Source organism: Aquimarina sp. MAR_2010_214, from assembly GCF_002846555.1.
Taxonomy (GTDB): domain Bacteria; phylum Bacteroidota; class Bacteroidia; order Flavobacteriales; family Flavobacteriaceae; genus Aquimarina.
Genome location: NZ_PJMS01000001.1, coordinates 2,743,889 through 2,760,994 on the forward strand (window position 1 = coordinate 2,743,889; position 17,106 = coordinate 2,760,994).

Annotated in this window: 13 protein-coding genes; 10 read left to right on the forward strand and 3 right to left on the reverse strand. The window is 34.6% G+C overall.

Translation table 11 applies throughout. From position 1 onward, the window contains the following. Nucleotides 1-555: 555 nt before the first annotated feature. On the forward strand, nt 556-1,233 hold the full coding sequence (locus ATE84_RS26155) for a sensor histidine kinase (RefSeq protein WP_158237234.1): 678 nt from the start codon (nt 556-558) through the stop codon (nt 1,231-1,233). Nucleotides 1,234-1,263: 30 nt separating this feature from the next. Here ATE84_RS26155 and ATE84_RS11600 read toward each other — a convergent pair whose 3' ends face one another. Next, nucleotides 1,264-1,992: a hypothetical protein gene (locus ATE84_RS11600; protein ID WP_101448111.1), complete on the reverse strand. Its 729-nt coding sequence runs from the start codon at nt 1,990-1,992 to the stop codon at nt 1,264-1,266. A gap of 637 nt (nt 1,993-2,629) precedes the next feature. On the opposite strand from ATE84_RS11600, the gene ATE84_RS11610 reads away from it, so the two are divergent. From ATE84_RS11610 to trxB, 8 genes are all read left to right on the forward strand, one after another. After that, nucleotides 2,630-3,364: a DUF6261 family protein gene (locus ATE84_RS11610; RefSeq protein WP_101448113.1), complete on the forward strand. Its 735-nt coding sequence runs from the start codon at nt 2,630-2,632 to the stop codon at nt 3,362-3,364. Nucleotides 3,365-3,909: 545 nt separating this feature from the next. Beyond that, nucleotides 3,910-5,571: a cadherin domain-containing protein gene (locus tag ATE84_RS11615; protein ID WP_158237235.1), complete on the forward strand. Its 1,662-nt coding sequence runs from the start codon at nt 3,910-3,912 to the stop codon at nt 5,569-5,571. Between the two features lie 9 nt (nt 5,572-5,580). Next, the gene (locus ATE84_RS11620) at nt 5,581-7,485 is read left to right on the forward strand and encodes a cadherin domain-containing protein (protein ID WP_101448115.1); all 1,905 of its coding nucleotides are present in this window, start codon (nt 5,581-5,583) and stop codon (nt 7,483-7,485) included. Between the two features lie 106 nt (nt 7,486-7,591). Continuing rightward, the gene (locus ATE84_RS11625; RefSeq protein ID WP_101448116.1) at nt 7,592-9,568 is read left to right on the forward strand and encodes an NHL repeat-containing protein; all 1,977 of its coding nucleotides are present in this window, start codon (nt 7,592-7,594) and stop codon (nt 9,566-9,568) included. Between the two features lie 96 nt (nt 9,569-9,664). Next, a complete protein-coding gene (locus ATE84_RS11630; RefSeq protein WP_101448117.1) occupies nt 9,665-11,341 on the forward strand; it encodes a cadherin domain-containing protein in 1,677 nt (558 codons plus the stop codon). 102 nt (nt 11,342-11,443) lie between these two features. Then, entirely contained in the window at nt 11,444-12,460 is a 1,017-nt protein-coding gene (locus ATE84_RS11635; RefSeq protein WP_101448118.1) for a hypothetical protein, read from the forward strand. 177 nt (nt 12,461-12,637) lie between these two features. Beyond that, on the forward strand, nt 12,638-12,949 hold the full coding sequence (locus ATE84_RS11640) for a hypothetical protein (RefSeq protein ID WP_101448119.1): 312 nt from the start codon (nt 12,638-12,640) through the stop codon (nt 12,947-12,949). A gap of 256 nt (nt 12,950-13,205) precedes the next feature. Then, nucleotides 13,206-14,174, forward strand: coding sequence for a thioredoxin-disulfide reductase (trxB, locus tag ATE84_RS11645; protein ID WP_101448120.1), 969 nt, complete (start codon nt 13,206-13,208; stop codon nt 14,172-14,174). Between the two features lie 52 nt (nt 14,175-14,226). Here the strand turns inward: trxB and ATE84_RS11650 are convergent, their stop codons facing one another. Continuing rightward, complete coding sequence (locus tag ATE84_RS11650; RefSeq protein WP_101448121.1) at nt 14,227-15,084, reverse strand: GIN domain-containing protein; 858 nt, start codon at nt 15,082-15,084, stop codon at nt 14,227-14,229. Between the two features lie 234 nt (nt 15,085-15,318). On the opposite strand from ATE84_RS11650, the gene ATE84_RS11655 reads away from it, so the two are divergent. After that, complete coding sequence (locus tag ATE84_RS11655) at nt 15,319-15,594, forward strand: DUF5995 family protein (RefSeq protein WP_101448122.1); 276 nt, start codon at nt 15,319-15,321, stop codon at nt 15,592-15,594. 35 nt (nt 15,595-15,629) lie between these two features. Here the strand turns inward: ATE84_RS11655 and ATE84_RS11660 are convergent, their stop codons facing one another. After that, the gene (locus ATE84_RS11660; protein WP_101446048.1) at nt 15,630-16,976 is read right to left on the reverse strand and encodes an IS110 family transposase; all 1,347 of its coding nucleotides are present in this window, start codon (nt 16,974-16,976) and stop codon (nt 15,630-15,632) included. Between the last annotated feature and the right edge of the window lie 130 nt (nt 16,977-17,106).

A 17,106-nucleotide genomic window follows, 5' to 3' on the forward strand; every position in this document is an offset into this window, starting at 1 on the left:
ACAGTCTGGTACAAAAAAATAATAGCTATTGGTATCCACGATGAGTTTAGTGCGATACAAAATAAACATACAAGACTGGTAAATATTTATATACTGATTGCTTTACATACCAGTATACTTTTTTATATAGGAGATTTAATTTTTATTCAAAAACCTCTAAGTTCGCATATCATAAGTTATATATCCCAATTTTATTTAATTTCTGTATTGATATGTAATAAGAAAGGTTTTTTTGGGTTCGCAAAAATGTTGTGGATTTTATATTTATTCATTTTTATAAATTTATCTACTATAATGGTTAACCCTGGGATTTATACAGAGTATTACTTCCTTCTAATTCCGGGAATTAGTTTATCGATTTATCAAAAAAAAACTTTACCAATAATATTTACATTGGTAAGTATAGCTTGTTTTTTTATTCCTTATTATTATCTTGATATATACTCTAAAGATCACCCGAACAGGATAAATGGTGTAGTGGTCATAATTTTATTTTATTGTATTTACGCAATAGTTAATTATTTTAAAAAACTTAATATCCGTAATGAGAAAAAGTTGGAGTTAGCTTATAAAGAATTAAAAGAGTCTAAAAAAACAGAATTGGCTCTACTACAATTAAAATCGCTAAGGTCGCAGATGAATCCTCATTTCATATTTAATTCTCTTAATTCTATTCAGGATTTAATCCTTCAGCAAAATACAGATTCATCATACGATTATGTAGTATTGTTCTCACAACTGGTTAGAAATACCTTAAACTACTCTAATAAAAACTTTATTGCTATTGATAAAGAATTAGAGTTTTTAGAAATATATCTTCAACTAGAGAAATTAAGGTTTGAAGATGACTTTACTTATACAATTCAACATACCAATACAGAGGGTTTATTGGTTCCTTCTCTAATCGTACAACCTTTTATAGAAAATGCACTGATCCATGGTTTATTACACAAAGCAGGTAAAAAACAACTTACTATAGATTTTACTTTTACAGATCACTTGTTATGTACGATCATCGATAATGGTATTGGTAGAAAGGAAGCAAAGAAGATACAGGAGCGACAAGGTAATCACCATGAATCTTTTGCCTTAAATGCTATACAACAGCGATTAGAAATCTTAAAAGATCAGTATGGTACAGATGTGGGATATCAGATATTTGATTTATATAATGATCAATTGGCTATCGGTACCCGAGTAGAAATTAGAATGCCTTTTCAAAAAAAGTATTAAACTGAGTTTGATGCATCAGAAATACTTGTTTTACAGCGATTGCAATGAACTTCGCTCTACCTTTTCCATACGGGCATAAAAAATTTGTTCATTTACATGTAAAAGATTGATTAAGTTTAATGCTACAAATATGGCCATTCCAATACTGCCCTTTTTATGATCACCAAACTCTACTTGTAATCCGACATTATTAGTATGATCATCATTTGACACCCCTTCTGGATCACTCCAGGTTCCGTCGGCATTGACTTCTGTAACTGCTTTTAGAAAAAATAGCGAGTCCGATTTACTAAGAGGTAATATTATGGTCAAAACCTCTTCCTGTCCTCGTGTCAAATTAACATTAATAGTTGTATCACCATATAAAGCCAAATAAAGCATATCTCGTGCTTCTTCGAGTAAGATCTCACCTTTTTGTGATCTTTGATGAGGTTCAATAGTTGCTAAACCCATGTGCGGCGGGTTAATAAGGAAACGAGACTCTTCTAGATCTTTTCTACTAATTTTTCGATACTTATCCACAAAGTTCATTAAGGCTTGATCATCATAACCTACCTTATGTATTCGATCCAGACGCTTCTTCATATCTTCAAACCTGTTTTTCTGTTCATGTAAACTATGTCTTTCACAGGTAAGGTAAATAATCTGGTCAATAAGCCAATTTTTATCTTTCTTTTGTAACTCCAAACGAATTTTTTTCTCTAATTCGGGAAATAAATCGTCCTGAGCCTTTTTAATAATACTACTTATAGTATCCATCTTATTTTATATGTTCAAAATTATTATTAATAACATTCTATAATTACCATAGTACCTTATGTATTGAATGTAGAAACTATAGGTAATGATTTTTTATATACTAAAATACAATCCTTATGTAAAAGTAAGACCAGAATAGATCATAAAAATGCTGAAAAGAGTTTTATACTATTTTCTTAAAACCAGTACACAGCATGCAGGAGATCGCTACGGTATGCACATGGGGTTGCTGCTGGGTGCAGGAGATCGCTACGGTATGTACATGGATTCGCTGCAGGGTGCAGGAGATCACTATGGTTTACACATGGATTCGCTGCAGGGTGCAGGAGATCGTTATGGTATGCACATGGGGTCGCTGTAGGGTGCAGGGGATCGCTATGATTTACACATGGATTCGCTGCAGGGTGTAGGGGATCGCTATGATTTACATATGGATTCGCTGCAGGGTGCAGGGGATCGCTATGATTTACATATGGATTCGCTGCAGGGCGTAGGAAATCGCTATGGTCTATGCATGAATCTGCTGAAGTGCGTGTAAATGTTAATGTGTTGTTAATTAGTTATTTGTGGTTTGTTTTGTGAAATATTTAGCAAAGATTTTTGTTACTTATAATATCTTAAAATCTAAACCAAAATTATGTTAACATCCAGTAATCTTGTTTTTCTTCACAAAGAAGAATTAATAGAGTTTTTACGCAATACAGTAGATATTTGCGAAAAAAATGATCCGGTAGCACTTCATATCCAGACAAAGGTTGACCCTTTAAGGAAAATAGTAGCTCGATTAGATGACGCTTTAATCTATGAACGCGAAAAGGAATTTACCAAAGAACTAGATGAGCTTGACCGTCATCGTGATGAAGCCGTAACTGGCCTTCGATATGGTTTTTTGATGAACACCTATCACAAAGATGCTGAAGTAAAAGCCGCAGCCCAGTTATTATTAGATCGTATTGATAGTTATGGGGGAAGTATTGCCCGTATGAATTATGAATCAGAAAGTGCAGCTATTCATAATCTTATTAGTGATCTCGAAACAGAGCATACTTTAAAAACAGCTTTGCAAAAAGTAGAACTACAGTATTGGGCAGATCATCTTAAGGTAACCAATCAAAAATTTAGAGCATTATATGGTGATCGTATAGAAGAAGAGAGTAAACACAATAAAACGTCGTTTACCACAATCAAACCCGAAGCCATTACCGTATATACCGAATTGGTAAGCAGGATAAAAGCCTATATAGAACTCGATGAAAACAATATATATGATGTATTGCAAAGAGAATTAGCGACACTGGCAGAACGATACCAGCAAATTATTGCCCACCGAAAAAGAAATACTACAGAAGAAACAGATCAAACAATGAGCTAGAGATTAATCATTATGATCGTATAGAAGGTCTATAAATAAATTTAAGGCTAGATGTCTGTCTGAGCCTATCGAAGACTAATTAAATAATAATAGTATTAAACTTCGACAGGCTCAGTTTAACAAAGAAGAATTGACTTTCTAAAAAATGTAAATTACTACTTCACTTATATATAAGGGTATACTTCATACTATCAATAGATTACCTTATTTTACAATAGATTATTTCCATTCACAAACTCAAATAGCGTTTCACAAACTCATTTGTTTGCTTCTGCGTAGTTGTCTGTATTCTTGCCAATGATTAGTAATTCAAAAAATGAAATATGGTAAAACAACTACACCTATTTAAATATTCATATCAGAATGTATTGCATTTTTCTAAACCAAAACATAGTTATATCACTGTTTTAGTAATTGGTAACTATCTAGAAACAAAATATTCTTAAAAAACTATTAGAAGGAATCCCTTCCTTTTCTAACACGCTCAAGTATACATCGAAAACAAACATCAAAAAAAGTAACCCATAATAATGAGAAACTGTACTATGAAAACAATTAAATTACTTTTGCTAGGTATAGTAATACTAGCACTATCTTGTAGTAAAGATGATGATGCTACACCACCAGTTAATAAAGCGCCAGAGATCAAGGCGCAATCCTTTACCGTATCAGAATCAGCGACAGATACAGATGTATTTGGTACCGTAAAAGCAACCGATACAGACAAAGATGCATTAAGTTATAGTATTACCGCAAACAGTGATGATCTATTCGAGATCACAAAAGCAGGAGCACTAAGTTTGGTAGCAGGAAAAACATTAGATTTTGAAACTAAAACTACACATGAAATCACTGTAGAAGTAACTGATGGTAAAGCCAAAGCATCTGCAAAAATAACAATTACCGTGACAGATGTAAACGAAAATCAATCACCAGTAATTGATGATCAAACATTTACAGTAGCCGAAGATGTTACAAATTCTGTTATTGATGTCGTAACAGCAACAGATCCAGAAGGAGATACATTAACCTATAGAATTAAAGATAATGATGATAACCTATTTGATGTTGCAGGAGATGGGATACTAAGTCTTGCTCCTAATAAAGTTTTGGATTACGAATCAAGGACTAACTATGCAATTACGATAACAGTTTCTGATGGAAATGGAGGAGAAAGTTCGGCTAGAATATATATTAAAATAACCGATGTTTTAGAATCGGGAGATGAAGCATTTAGGGTTCGTACTCTAGCAGGTAACGGAACTCATGGTTTTACAAATGGTACGGGTACATCAGCGCAGTTTTCAACTCCAATAGGAGTAGATGTTGATAGTAATGGTAATATCTATGTAGCAGACCGAAACAATAATGTTATTCGCAAAATTACTCCGGCAGGGGTAGTGAGCACTTTTGCAGGAAGTACTTTTGGATACGCAGATGGCACGGGTACTGCTGCAAAGTTTCATGCTCCATATGGTATTGCTATAGATGCAAATGATAATATATATGTAGGAGATTATATAAATCATCGCATTCGTAAAATTACTCCAGCAGGTGTGGTGACTACACTCGCAGGTTCTGGTGTTGTAGGTTCTGCAGATGGCACGGGTACAGCTGCACAGTTTAATGAACCTTATGGATTAGATGTAGATAGTAATGGTAATATTTATGTAGCAGACTATGGAAATAATCGTATTCGTAAAATTACTCCCGCTGGTGTAGTGACTACCCTTGCAGGAAGCTCTAGCGGCTTTGCAGATGGCACAGGTACCGCAGCCATGTTTAAAGCTCCACATGATGTTGCAGTAGATAATAATGATAACGTATATGTAACAGATGGTTTTAATCACCGTATTCGTAAAATCACTCCGGTAGGTGTAGTTACTACGTTTGCAGGAACTAATCAAGGTTTTGCAGACGGCACAGGTACGCAAGCGAGATTTAATACTCCAGAAGGTATAACTATTGATAATTCAGGAAATCTATATGTAACCGATAGAAGTAATCACTGTATCCGTAAGATTACATCTACTGGTGTTGTAAGTATTCTTGCTGGATCGAATGATTTTGGTTTTGTAAATGGTACCGGAGCAACAGCGCGATTCAGACAACCCGCAGGGATTACAGTAAATGCATCCGGAGTTTTTTATGTAACAGATGAATCAAATCATAGTGTTCGTAAAATAGAACCTTTTTCAAATAATTAAAAACAGAGTATGAAAACAATAAAACTACTGTTGCTTTTTGTAGCAATATTGGCACTATCATGTAGTAAAGATGATGATGCAACGACCCCTCTGGTTAATAAAGCACCAGAAATTACGGCACAGTCTTTTAACGTATCAGAATCGGCAGCAGATGCAGATGTATTTGGTACTGTAAAAGCTACCGATGCAGACAAAGATGCATTAAGTTATAGCATTACTGCAAACAGTGATGATCTATTCGAAATTACTAAAACAGGAGCACTAAGCCTGGTGGCAGGTAAGACACTTGATTTTGAAACCAAAACGACTCATGAGATTACTGTAGAAGTAACCGATGGTAAAGCCAAAGCGGCAGCAAAGATAACTATCGCGGTAGTGGATGTAGATGAAAATATGCCACCTGTTATTGCAGATCAAAGTTTTGCCGTATCAGAAAACCCAGCATTAAACGCTGTTCTGGCAACTGTAATTGCTACCGATCCTAATAATGATAACCTTACGTATACTATAGCTAATCCTGCCGGTGCTGTAGCCGAATTTGAGATGGCTGGTAATGAAATCAAACTAAAATCAGGATTTTTCGATTATGAAACGCTAACAAGTCATACCGCAACAGTTACTGTAGACGATGGTACACTTACAGCATCTGCTCAGATTACTATTACTGTTACAGATGTAAATGAAGCTCCAACATTCCCGGATCGGAATTATACTTTTAGTCAACCAGAAGATATTGATGATACAGTGATCATTGCTACGGTAACGGCTACGGATCCTGAAAATGCTGCACTAACGTATTTTCTTCAGGTAAACCCTGGTAGTTTTTTTGAGATTAATAGTTCGGGAGAGATAAGCTTGGCTACAGGGAAATTTTTAGATTATGAAACAGATACCACACATACTGTAAAAGTAAAAGCTACTGCGGGTAATGCAAGTGCCACGCAAGATATTATCATTAATGTAACTGATGTTATAGACGTAAGTGTAACATCAATAGGTACAGGTTTTGCTAATTTATATGATGATCCTACAGGAGTGGCTGTAGATGGCTCAGGAAATGTATATGTAGCAGATTTTTCTAATCATGTTATTCGTAAAATTACCCCGTCAGGAGTGATTAGTACTTATGCTGGATCTGGTACCCCGGGTTTTGCAGATGGTAATGCTACTACAGCTCGATTTAATTTCCCTTTTGGAGTAGCTGTAGACGCAGCAGGAAATGTATATGTTGCGGATCGAAACAATCACCGTATTCGTAAAATTACCCCTGCAAAAGTAGTAACTACTGTGGCAGGAGGTATTCAAGGTTACCTAGATGCTACAGGTACAGGAGCACGATTTAATCACCCTCAAGGAGTGACAGTAGATGGCTCGGGAAATATTTATGTTGCAGATAATCAGAATCACCGTATTCGTAAAATTACTCCTGCGGGAGCGGTATCTACTTTTGCAGGGTCTCAAGAGGGATTTGCTGATGCTACAGGTACTGGGGCTAGATTTGATAATCCTTCGGGAATAACTGTAGATACCAATGGAAACCTATATGTAGCCGATAATCAGAATCACCGTATTCGTAAAATTACACCTGCTGCCGTGGTTACTACTTTGGCGGGTAGAGCTCTTGCTGGTTTTGTTGATGGTCCTGGTACATCAGCTAGATTTCTTAATCCTACAGGGGTAGCTGTAGATGCTTCGGGTAATGTATATGTAGCAGATAGATTAAACCAGCGTATTCGTAAGGTTACTTCTGCTGGAGTTGTATCCACTATAGCCGGCTCCATTAGTGGTTTTGCCGACGGGATCGGTACAGTTGCTAAATTTAGACACCCTTCTGGAGTAGCAGTAGATGCATCAGGAAACGTATATGTAGCCGATGAACGTAATAACCGTATCCGTAAGATCATTATTCAATAAATCAAAAAATATACGAATTCAATCCCTATCTCAGGTTTTAGGACCTGAAATGGGGTTGATGATTCATAAAAACAATGATATACCCAAAGTTTAAACTATAAACAAAATGAAAAATTTATCCAAAACTTTACTATTGTTTGTTATTGGCGTTGTATTAATCTTTACAAATTGTAGTAAAGATGATGATGCAACAACTTCTCCACCAGCCAATAAAGCTCCAGAAATCGCAGCACAATCTTTTAACGTATCAGAAACAGCAGCAGATGCAGATATATTTGGTACTGTAAAAGCTACCGATGCAGATAAAGATGAGTTAAGTTATAGCATTACAGTAAATAGTGATAATCTATTCGAGATCACCAAAACAGGAGCATTAAGCCTTGTAGCAGGAAAAACATTAGATTTTGAAACCAAAACGACTCATGAGATTACTGTTGAGGTAACCGATGGTAAAGCCAAAGCAGCTGCAAAAGTTACCATTACTGTTATCGATGAAGATGAAAATATGCCTCCTGTTATTGCTGCACAAAGTTTTAATATAGATGAAAATAGTGCTTCATCAACCGTAATAGGTACTGTTGTAGCATCTGACCCCGATGGCGATACGCTTTTGTTTAGTATTGAATTTGTAAATCCTTCCACAAGTGCATTTCAAATATCAGATACTGGTGAAATAAGCATAGTTGCTGGGAGTAATATTGATTATGAGACACATTCGAGTTATACAATGAAAGTAGTCGTTTCTGATAATAACCTATTGGCAAAGGCTGATGTACAAATTAATATAAACGATCTAAATGAAATACCAAGATTCCCAGATCGTAATTATACCTTTAGTAAGGCAGAAGATATTGATGATACGGTTATGATTGCTACTGTTACTGCTACAGATCCAGATGGAGACACTTTAATTTATACGCTTAATAACAATCCAGGAGGTCTTTTTGAAATCAATAGTGCAGGAGAAATAAGCCTGACCGCAGGAAAATCCTTGGATTATGAAACTCAAACCAGTCATACCGTAACGGTACAGGCAACCGATGGTGATCTTACTGCTCTACAACATGGGGTACGAATTAATGTTACAGACGTACCAGAAACATTAACCGTAACGGTAAGCACTTTTGCAGGAGGCTCTCCTGGATATGCAGATGGTATAGGTACCGCAGCAAGATTTGGTCTTCCTTCAAGAGGAGCTGTAGACAGCCATGGTAACCTCTTTATTACGGATGCAACGAATAATCGTATTCGTAAGATTACTCCAGCGGGCGTAGTCACAACTTTTGCAGGAGGTTCTCAGGGATATGCAGATGGTACAGGTAGTAATGCAAAATTTAATTATCCATATGGTGTTGCAATAGACGCAAGTGATAATCTTTATGTAGTGGATTATAATAATAACCGTATTCGTAAAATTACTCCGGCAGGAGTAGTAACTACATTTGCAGGAGATTCTCCTGGTTCTGCAAATGGTACAGGTACATCGGCACAATTTTACTTACCCAGAGGAATTGCAATTGATACTTCTGGAAATCTTTATGTTTCTGACTATGGTAATAATCGTATTCGCAAAATTACTCCGGCAAGGGTAGTTACTACTCTTGCAGGAGGTAATCAAGGATATGCAGATGGTACAGGTTTTGGAGCAAAGTTTCATCTCCCATCAGGAATAGTGGTAGCCAATAACGGAGATATATATGTAAGTGATAGTGGTAATAATCGTATTCGTAAAGTTACTCCTACAGGGACAGTAACTACTCTTGCAGGTAATGGTACTTCTGGTTTTGCAGATGGTACAGGTACTGCAGCAATGTTTAGTTCTCCTCGGGATATTACTATAGATGCAAATAATAAGCTCTATGTAGCAGATTTTGGTAATCGTCGAGTTCGTGAAGTTACAACCAGTGGAGCAGTAACTACTATTGCAGGTACTGGATCTACAGGTTCTGCAAATGGTAATGGTACAACTGCAACATTTTATTCGCTTGTTGGTATTACTTCAGCTGGTTCTGGGGTTTTTTATGCTATGGATCAAGGAAATAATCGTATTCGTAAAGTTGTTGCGACATATACTTACCCTTAAAATTATTAATGCAACTCCACCCTAGATTTTAAGATCTAGGGTGGAGTTGATGTTTAAAAGAACAATGATATATCCAAAATTTAAACAATAAACAAAATGAAAAAAATATCAAAAACTTTAATCCCATTTGCAATTAGTGCTGTTTTAATGTTTACCAATTGTAGCAAAGATGATGATACAACAACAATTGCTGAACCAACGAACAATGCTCCAAAAATTGAGGCACAATCTTTTAATGTATCAGAATCTGTAGCCGATGCAGATATATTTGGTACTGTAAAAGCTACCGATGCAGATAAAGATGAGTTAAGTTTTAGTATCACAGCAAACAGTGATAACCTATTCGAGATCACCAAAACGGGAGCACTAAGCCTTGTAGAAGGAAAAACACTAGATTTTGAAACCAAAGCTTCTCATGAAATCACTGTAGAAGTAACCGATGGTAAAGCCAAAGCTTCTGCAAAAATTACTATCAAAGTGATCGATGTAGATGAAAACATGCCACCTGTTATTGCAGATCAAACGTTTAGTGTAGCAGAAAACTCAACATCAAGTGTTGTAATAGGAACCGTAGTTGCTACAGATCCTGATGGAGATACGCTTACGTATACTCTTGCTAACTCAACAGGAGCTTTAGCCGAATTTGAAATTACAGGTAATGAAATCAAACTAAAATCAGGGTTTTTAGATTATGAAGTTCTTAGCAGTCATATAGTAACAGTTACTGTAAATGATGGTGCACTTACTGCATCTGCACAGATTACGATTAATGTTACGGATGTAGTAGAAACAAGTACTATAACTGTAAGTACTTTTGCTGGGAACTCTTCTGGATATGTAGATGCTACGGGTACTGCAGCAAGATTTGCACTTCCTTCAGGATGTACAGTAGATAGCCATGGTAATCTCTTTATTGCAGACGGAACTAATCATAGTATTCGTAAAGTTACCCCAGTAGGAGTAGTTACAACTTTTGCAGGAGGTTCTCCAGGATATACCGATGGTACAGGTACTGCAGCAAAATTTAATTATCCATATGATATTGCCATAGATGCAAATGATAATCTTTATATAGCAGATTCTAATAATAATCGTATTCGTAAAATTACTCCTGCAAGAGTAGTAACCACACTTGCAGGTTCTGGAGTATCTGGATCAGCAAATGGTACAGGTACTGCAGCAAGATTTAGTACTCCTAGAGGAATAGCAGTCGATGCTTCAGGAAATGTCTATGTTTCTGATTATGGTAATCATCGTATTCGTAAAGTGACTTCAGCGGGAGTGGTAACCACACTTGCAGGAGGAACTGTAGGTTTTGCTGATGGTACAGGTCTTAGTGCAAGGTTTAATCACCCATCTGGATTAACAGTAAACAGTAACGGAGATATATACGTATGTGATAACTCTAATCATCGTATTCGTAGGATTACTCCGGCTGGAGTAGTAGCTACTATTGTAGGAGATGGTACCGTAGGTTTTCTTGATAATACAGGTACGTCTGCAAGATTTAGCTATCCTAGAGATATTACTGTAGATGCCAATGATAATTTGTATGTGACAGATTTTGGTAATCGTAGAGTTCGTAAAATTACGCCAGCTAAAGTAGTTACTACTATTGCAGGTAACGGAGCTACAGGCTCTGCAGATGGTAATGGACCATCAGCAACATTCAATTCGGCTTATGGTATTGCTTCTGCAGGTTCAGGAGTTTTTTATGTAACCGATAATGGAAGTAGCCGTATTCGTAAAATTGTGATTTCTAATAATCACTAAAAAAAGATAAGTCAAACACTATCCTAAGTTCTATGATTTGGGATAGTGTTGCTATGTTACCTTATAATTTTGAATACAATAATTACTTTAAAGAAAAATAAAATGAAAAATATCATATTATTAGCATTAGTATGCATACTGTTTTTTAGTCATAACCTAAAAGCACAGGGAGAAATAAAACATCAAACCCAACAACTAGAAGCTATACAGCTAGGAAATTATACAGCGTATTTAACGCAGCAAAGTAATAGTGGTGATTATGAAGGAGGTTTAGATGTATTGCTATATAAAATCACCAATTTTAAAGATTATACAGTTCAACCTGGTGCTCATAAGGAGGTTTATATGTTATTTGGAGAAGATCCTGATCGTCCTGATGATCATAAAGAAACCATGTTTTTACCAGATAATGAAGCATTTCCGATTACCTATGTTGAAAAAGTTTATGAAGGAAGCCCAAAAATGCAAAAAGAAATAGGATATTCTCCTAGAATTAATAGACTGTCTGATGGAAATCGGATAGTTTTTATGGATGGGAAAATCTTTATGATTGAAGATTGGGTGGATAAAGATAATTACGAACTCAAGGCTGTATTAGAGTATCAAGCTAAAAAAATGGGAGGCTTTAAAAAAATGAAAGAGGTAATGAAATCTCCTAAAAAAATGAAGGCAATGCAGCCACATAAGATGCTTCAAGAATATTTGGATAATGCATATAATAAACAACAAGAAGTATATGCAAAATGGATACAGACTCCTAAAAATGAAGCACTTATTGAAAATATAGATCAGATTAGAAAATTTATAATAGGAGCTATTAATAAACAAAGAGATGATTGGTATAATTCTGCAGAGTATAAGCGTATTAAAGAAAGAAATGCAGATGCTAGACAAAGCAGCCTTGAAAGCGAAGTGACTATTAACAATACTACTGGAAAGGATATTTATATTTATGCAGAAGGCTCTAGTAATGGATCACGAGTTTCTGCAAACGGGAGAGGAACTTTTAGCTGTAAGAAAGGTTTATACTATAGTTTTAGCGGAAACTCGTCTGCAAGCAACGGAACCTTAGTTAGTAGCGCAAATCAAAGCTGTGGCACAACCGTAAATGTAAATTAATATTGATTTGATTACCCTTAAAAACGTCAAGAGCAATTTTCTTGGCGTTTTTATTGTAATTTAGAAATTGGAGTTTCGGTCTTAATATTTTTAAAACATATAAAATATCAAGCAATATCAGTTTGATTATGACAGCTATTGCTGAGTAAAATAATAATAATTAAAAACAAAAATAATATGAAAACAGTAGTACTGTTAATAAGTCTAATAAGTTTAACTTCATTTACCAATCTAGATACAACTATTAATACAAAAAACACAGTATCTGTAGCTGCAAGTAGTTTTTCGCTAGTAAATGATACAAAAGAAAAAGTAACAATTTATACGGGTAGCGGATTTGTTTCTCTTAATAAAGGATCAAAAACGAGCATTACCTGTAATACCAGTAAAGAAGTACGTTGGGCAGAAAAAGGTAAAAAAGGAGATGTTATCTTCAAAATAACCAGTGACATGTGCGGGAAAACAATTAAGCTTTCCAAATTTTTATAAGGTAAAAAACAAAATTTACATAAGTGTCTAACGGTATGTATCGAAAGTTAAGCTAAAATAGATTAGACCAATGTTTAAAAAAAACGCCAGATATTTTATCTAGGCGTTTTTATTATTGTATAAGGGGAGTATACCGTTTTATAATTCTTTAAAAATACTGATAACTAGTATTTATAGGTTGATAATAATTCTTAATAACTTTACTGTAAGGTTTATGATCAAATTGCTACTTTTACATCTATAAAACGTAGAGAATATGTCTGATACAATAGAAAGAATAAAGTGTCTTATTATAGGTTCGGGTCCTGCAGGATATACTGCAGCTATATATGCGGCAAGAGCAGATCTTAAACCCATTATGTATACTGGTATGGAACCAGGAGGGCAGTTAACGACTACTACAGAAGTAGATAATTTTCCTGGATACCCAGAAGGTATCGATGGACCAACAATGATGGTTCAATTACAACAACAAGCAGAACGTTTTGGTACAGAAGTACGTATCGGAATGGTAACTGCTGTTGATTTTAATACTACAGAAGGAGGAATCCATAAAGTGACTGTAGATAACACTACCCAGATTGAAGCAGAAACAGTGATTATTTCTACTGGAGCTACAGCAAAATACCTGGGATTACCTAGTGAACAAAAATTACGTGGTGGTGGAGTTTCTGCCTGTGCAGTTTGTGATGGATTCTTTTACAAAGGACAAGATGTGGCAATTGTAGGAGCAGGAGATACTGCAGCAGAAGAAGCTACCTATCTGGCTAACATATGTAATAATGTTACCATGTTGGTTCGTAAAGATCATATGAGAGCTTCTAAAGCAATGCAGCATCGAGTAAATAATACGCCAAATATTAAAGTAATGTATAATACCGAAGTTGATGAGGTATTAGGAGATCAGGTAGTAGATGGATTACGAATGGTAAATAACCAAACCGGAGATAAAGAAGATATCGAGATTACCGGCTTGTTTATAGCTATTGGTCATAAACCAAATACCGATATCTTTAAAGGACAGTTGGATATGGACGATACAGGATATTTAATTACCGAAGGTAAGTCTACTAAGACAAATATCCCGGGAGTATTTGCTTCAGGAGATGTTCAGGATAAAGAGTATAGACAAGCTGTTACTGCTGCAGGAACAGGATGTATGGCAGCTCTGGATGCAGAACGATATCTGGCAACTGTAGAGACAAGTAATGAAGTTTCAGCTTAAGCTGAAAAATAATAATATCAAAAAGAACATCTCACTTGGTGAGATGTTCTTTTTAGTTTAGCTTAAACCTACTAGGAACGTAGTCTATATTTTTCTTATACAAAATAGCTTCATTGGCAAAAGTGTCAATAGTAACTTTGGGTTCGCCAAGTAAATATATTTCAGTCTTATCCTTGGCTTCAATATTAATTTCTTCTTTGGTGAGAATATAGCAATCACTAGTCCCTTCTGCAATTAAAGAAGTTTTGTTACTGCTTAATTTTTCGCCATAAAAATCAGTATCGCTATCGGCTCGCACTAACATTGTTTTTACTTCTCCTTCAAGTTTAGCATATCCTTTTTGATATAAATCTACGTTAAGACTGTCTGTATTGATTATTCCTTTTACCTCTGAGTTTTCATTAATTTGATACGTAACTTCCTTAGCAGTAACGTGTAGTTCGACTATAGATTTTCCATTAGTGATACAATCTATTTGATTGACATCGGCTGTAAGAAATACTTCAGCATTGTCATTAGCATTTACGACTAATTTATTCGTATTAATAGGAGACAATGATTTTACATTTACCTTATCATATAGTATAATTTTCCTTAATTCTGATGCATAAGAAATATCAAGGTTTAATGCTTTTGCACGTCGCATATCTCGATCAGACTTAATTGTTAAAACACTATCTACAACTTCTACCTGTATCACCTCTTGCAGATTGCTATCTGCTTCGATCTTTACTTGGTTATCACTACCTTCGTCTAATGTAACTTCGAAACCTTCATGAATTTCTATGGTATGAAAGTCTTCAACATCAAGTTGTTCTGTGCTAACAATCTTATTACCTTTAATTTTTTCTTTTTGTCCGTAGGTGTTCCCTAATACCAAAAGAGTCAATAATAACAGTGATGTTCTCATATTTGTGTGAAATTTATATAGTAATAAACAGTTTTTTTTGACTTTAAGTATAGCCCTAAATAAAACTTGTTACAAATTATAAACAGACTCATAATTTTAATAAGAGTTACACTATAAAACTGAAAAAAGGATTATTTAGCTATAAGCAAGATCATAATTTAGGTAAAGAAAACCGATATTTATAAAATAGAACGATAGAAAGAGTATTTTAAAACCTAAAACCAAACCATAACCTTGAAACCAATCCATACTATAGATGATGTTATTGCTACTTTAGAAGATATCATAACTCAATCAAAGACAAATAATAATCCTTTGGGGTATTTTGCTACTTTATATAAAAAGGTAACAATCAAAGTTAAAGAAGGCATAGAAAATAATTTTTTTGATGATGGACCACGAATGGAAAGACTCGATGTAATATTTGCCAAGAGGTATTTGGATGCTTATTTTGAATATATGGATCACAAAAAAGTAACCGCATCCTGGGAAAAAGCATTTGAATTCTGAGTAACGTTTTCTACATCCATTGATTTCACTAGCTTTTAAACGGGTTGTATTTTACTCATTCTAGCGTCTAAATTAGCTATTTGCTTTTGAAGTTCCAGAACTTTTCTCTTTCTTTTTTGATCAAGATACTCATAAATTGTTGGAGGAGTATATTGTATATTCTTGTATAGCATATTCCAAAGTATTGTAGCTATTTTTCTTGCGGTAGCAGAAACAGCAACGGCTCTACCTTTTCTGTATGCTATTCTATTGAAGAAGTTTGAAAGATGAGTGTCTTTTAAATTTCCAATTGCATTTGCAGCTTGTCTTAGTGCTATTTTAAGTCTATTACTGCCTTTGGGAGTTCTACTGCTAAGAATACGTCCGCCAGAGATTTTATTGTTGGGAGCTAGTCTTAACCAAGATGTAAAATGTTGTGCATTTTGGAATTTTAGTATTCCTTTTTCACCAAGTTCACTCATTAATGTAAGGACAGTCCCATGACTAAATCCTTCTATGGCATATAAATCTACACCATCAAAATATTGATATGAAATAAGGTTTAAATCTATGTTTTTAGGCGTGTTTTTATTTATTCTTTTATGTACTTTCTTATCAATATAAAGTGATTTTTTTATTTCATTTTGATTCACAAATTGCTCTAAAATATTTTTTATTTCAATATCACATTCTATTATTAATTTTTGAGTGTCTTGGTATTTTTGTAACTCTTGTTTTAAAACAAATAAGTAATCTTGACGATTATTACTTTGTAAAGCTTTAGCAATTTCTTCTTCTGATTTTTTACAATTCCCATGTCTTAATTTAGCAAGTTCTTTTCCACTTGTTTCTCCATTACAAATTTTATTAATAATTCGTAAACCTGTTAAACCAACAATGTCCTTTACCACAATGTCTAATCTTAAATTCATTAGTCTCATGTTTTGAGCCATTCTTTTGGATGCTTTTGAAGTAGTCTGAATTAAATTACCGCGGTGTCTAACCAAAGTTCTTAGGTGTTCTGTTTCTAAATCAGGTAAAAAACTGCCACTTAAAAGCCCTAAAGTATGTAGTCTTTGAATCCACATACAATCCAAAACATCTGTTTTTTTTCCTTTGATATTTTTGGTGAATTTTCCATTTGTTAGAATCACCTCAATAGATGAATTCTGTAATTCTGTATATAAATTTTGCCAATACGAACCTGTAGATTCCATAGCTACAGTTTTTACATCATTTTCAAGTAACCACTTGAGTAATTCTTTGATGTCCTGAGCATAAACTCCAAACTCTTTTACATCAGAGTGTTCTTGATTAATTGCTACAAAATGTGAGCGACTTCCAATATCAATTCCAGCTGCATTAGGATTAATGATATCCATTTTTAAATTTCTTTTTGCCATTCTTTTTGATTTAAATGAATAAAAATGCCCAAAGAGAATGTATATTGTAATCAAGAAAATATTCTGAACGAGATATCCATAAAGGATTCATCAATGAGATTATCACAAGCCTTTGATACTGGTATATCAA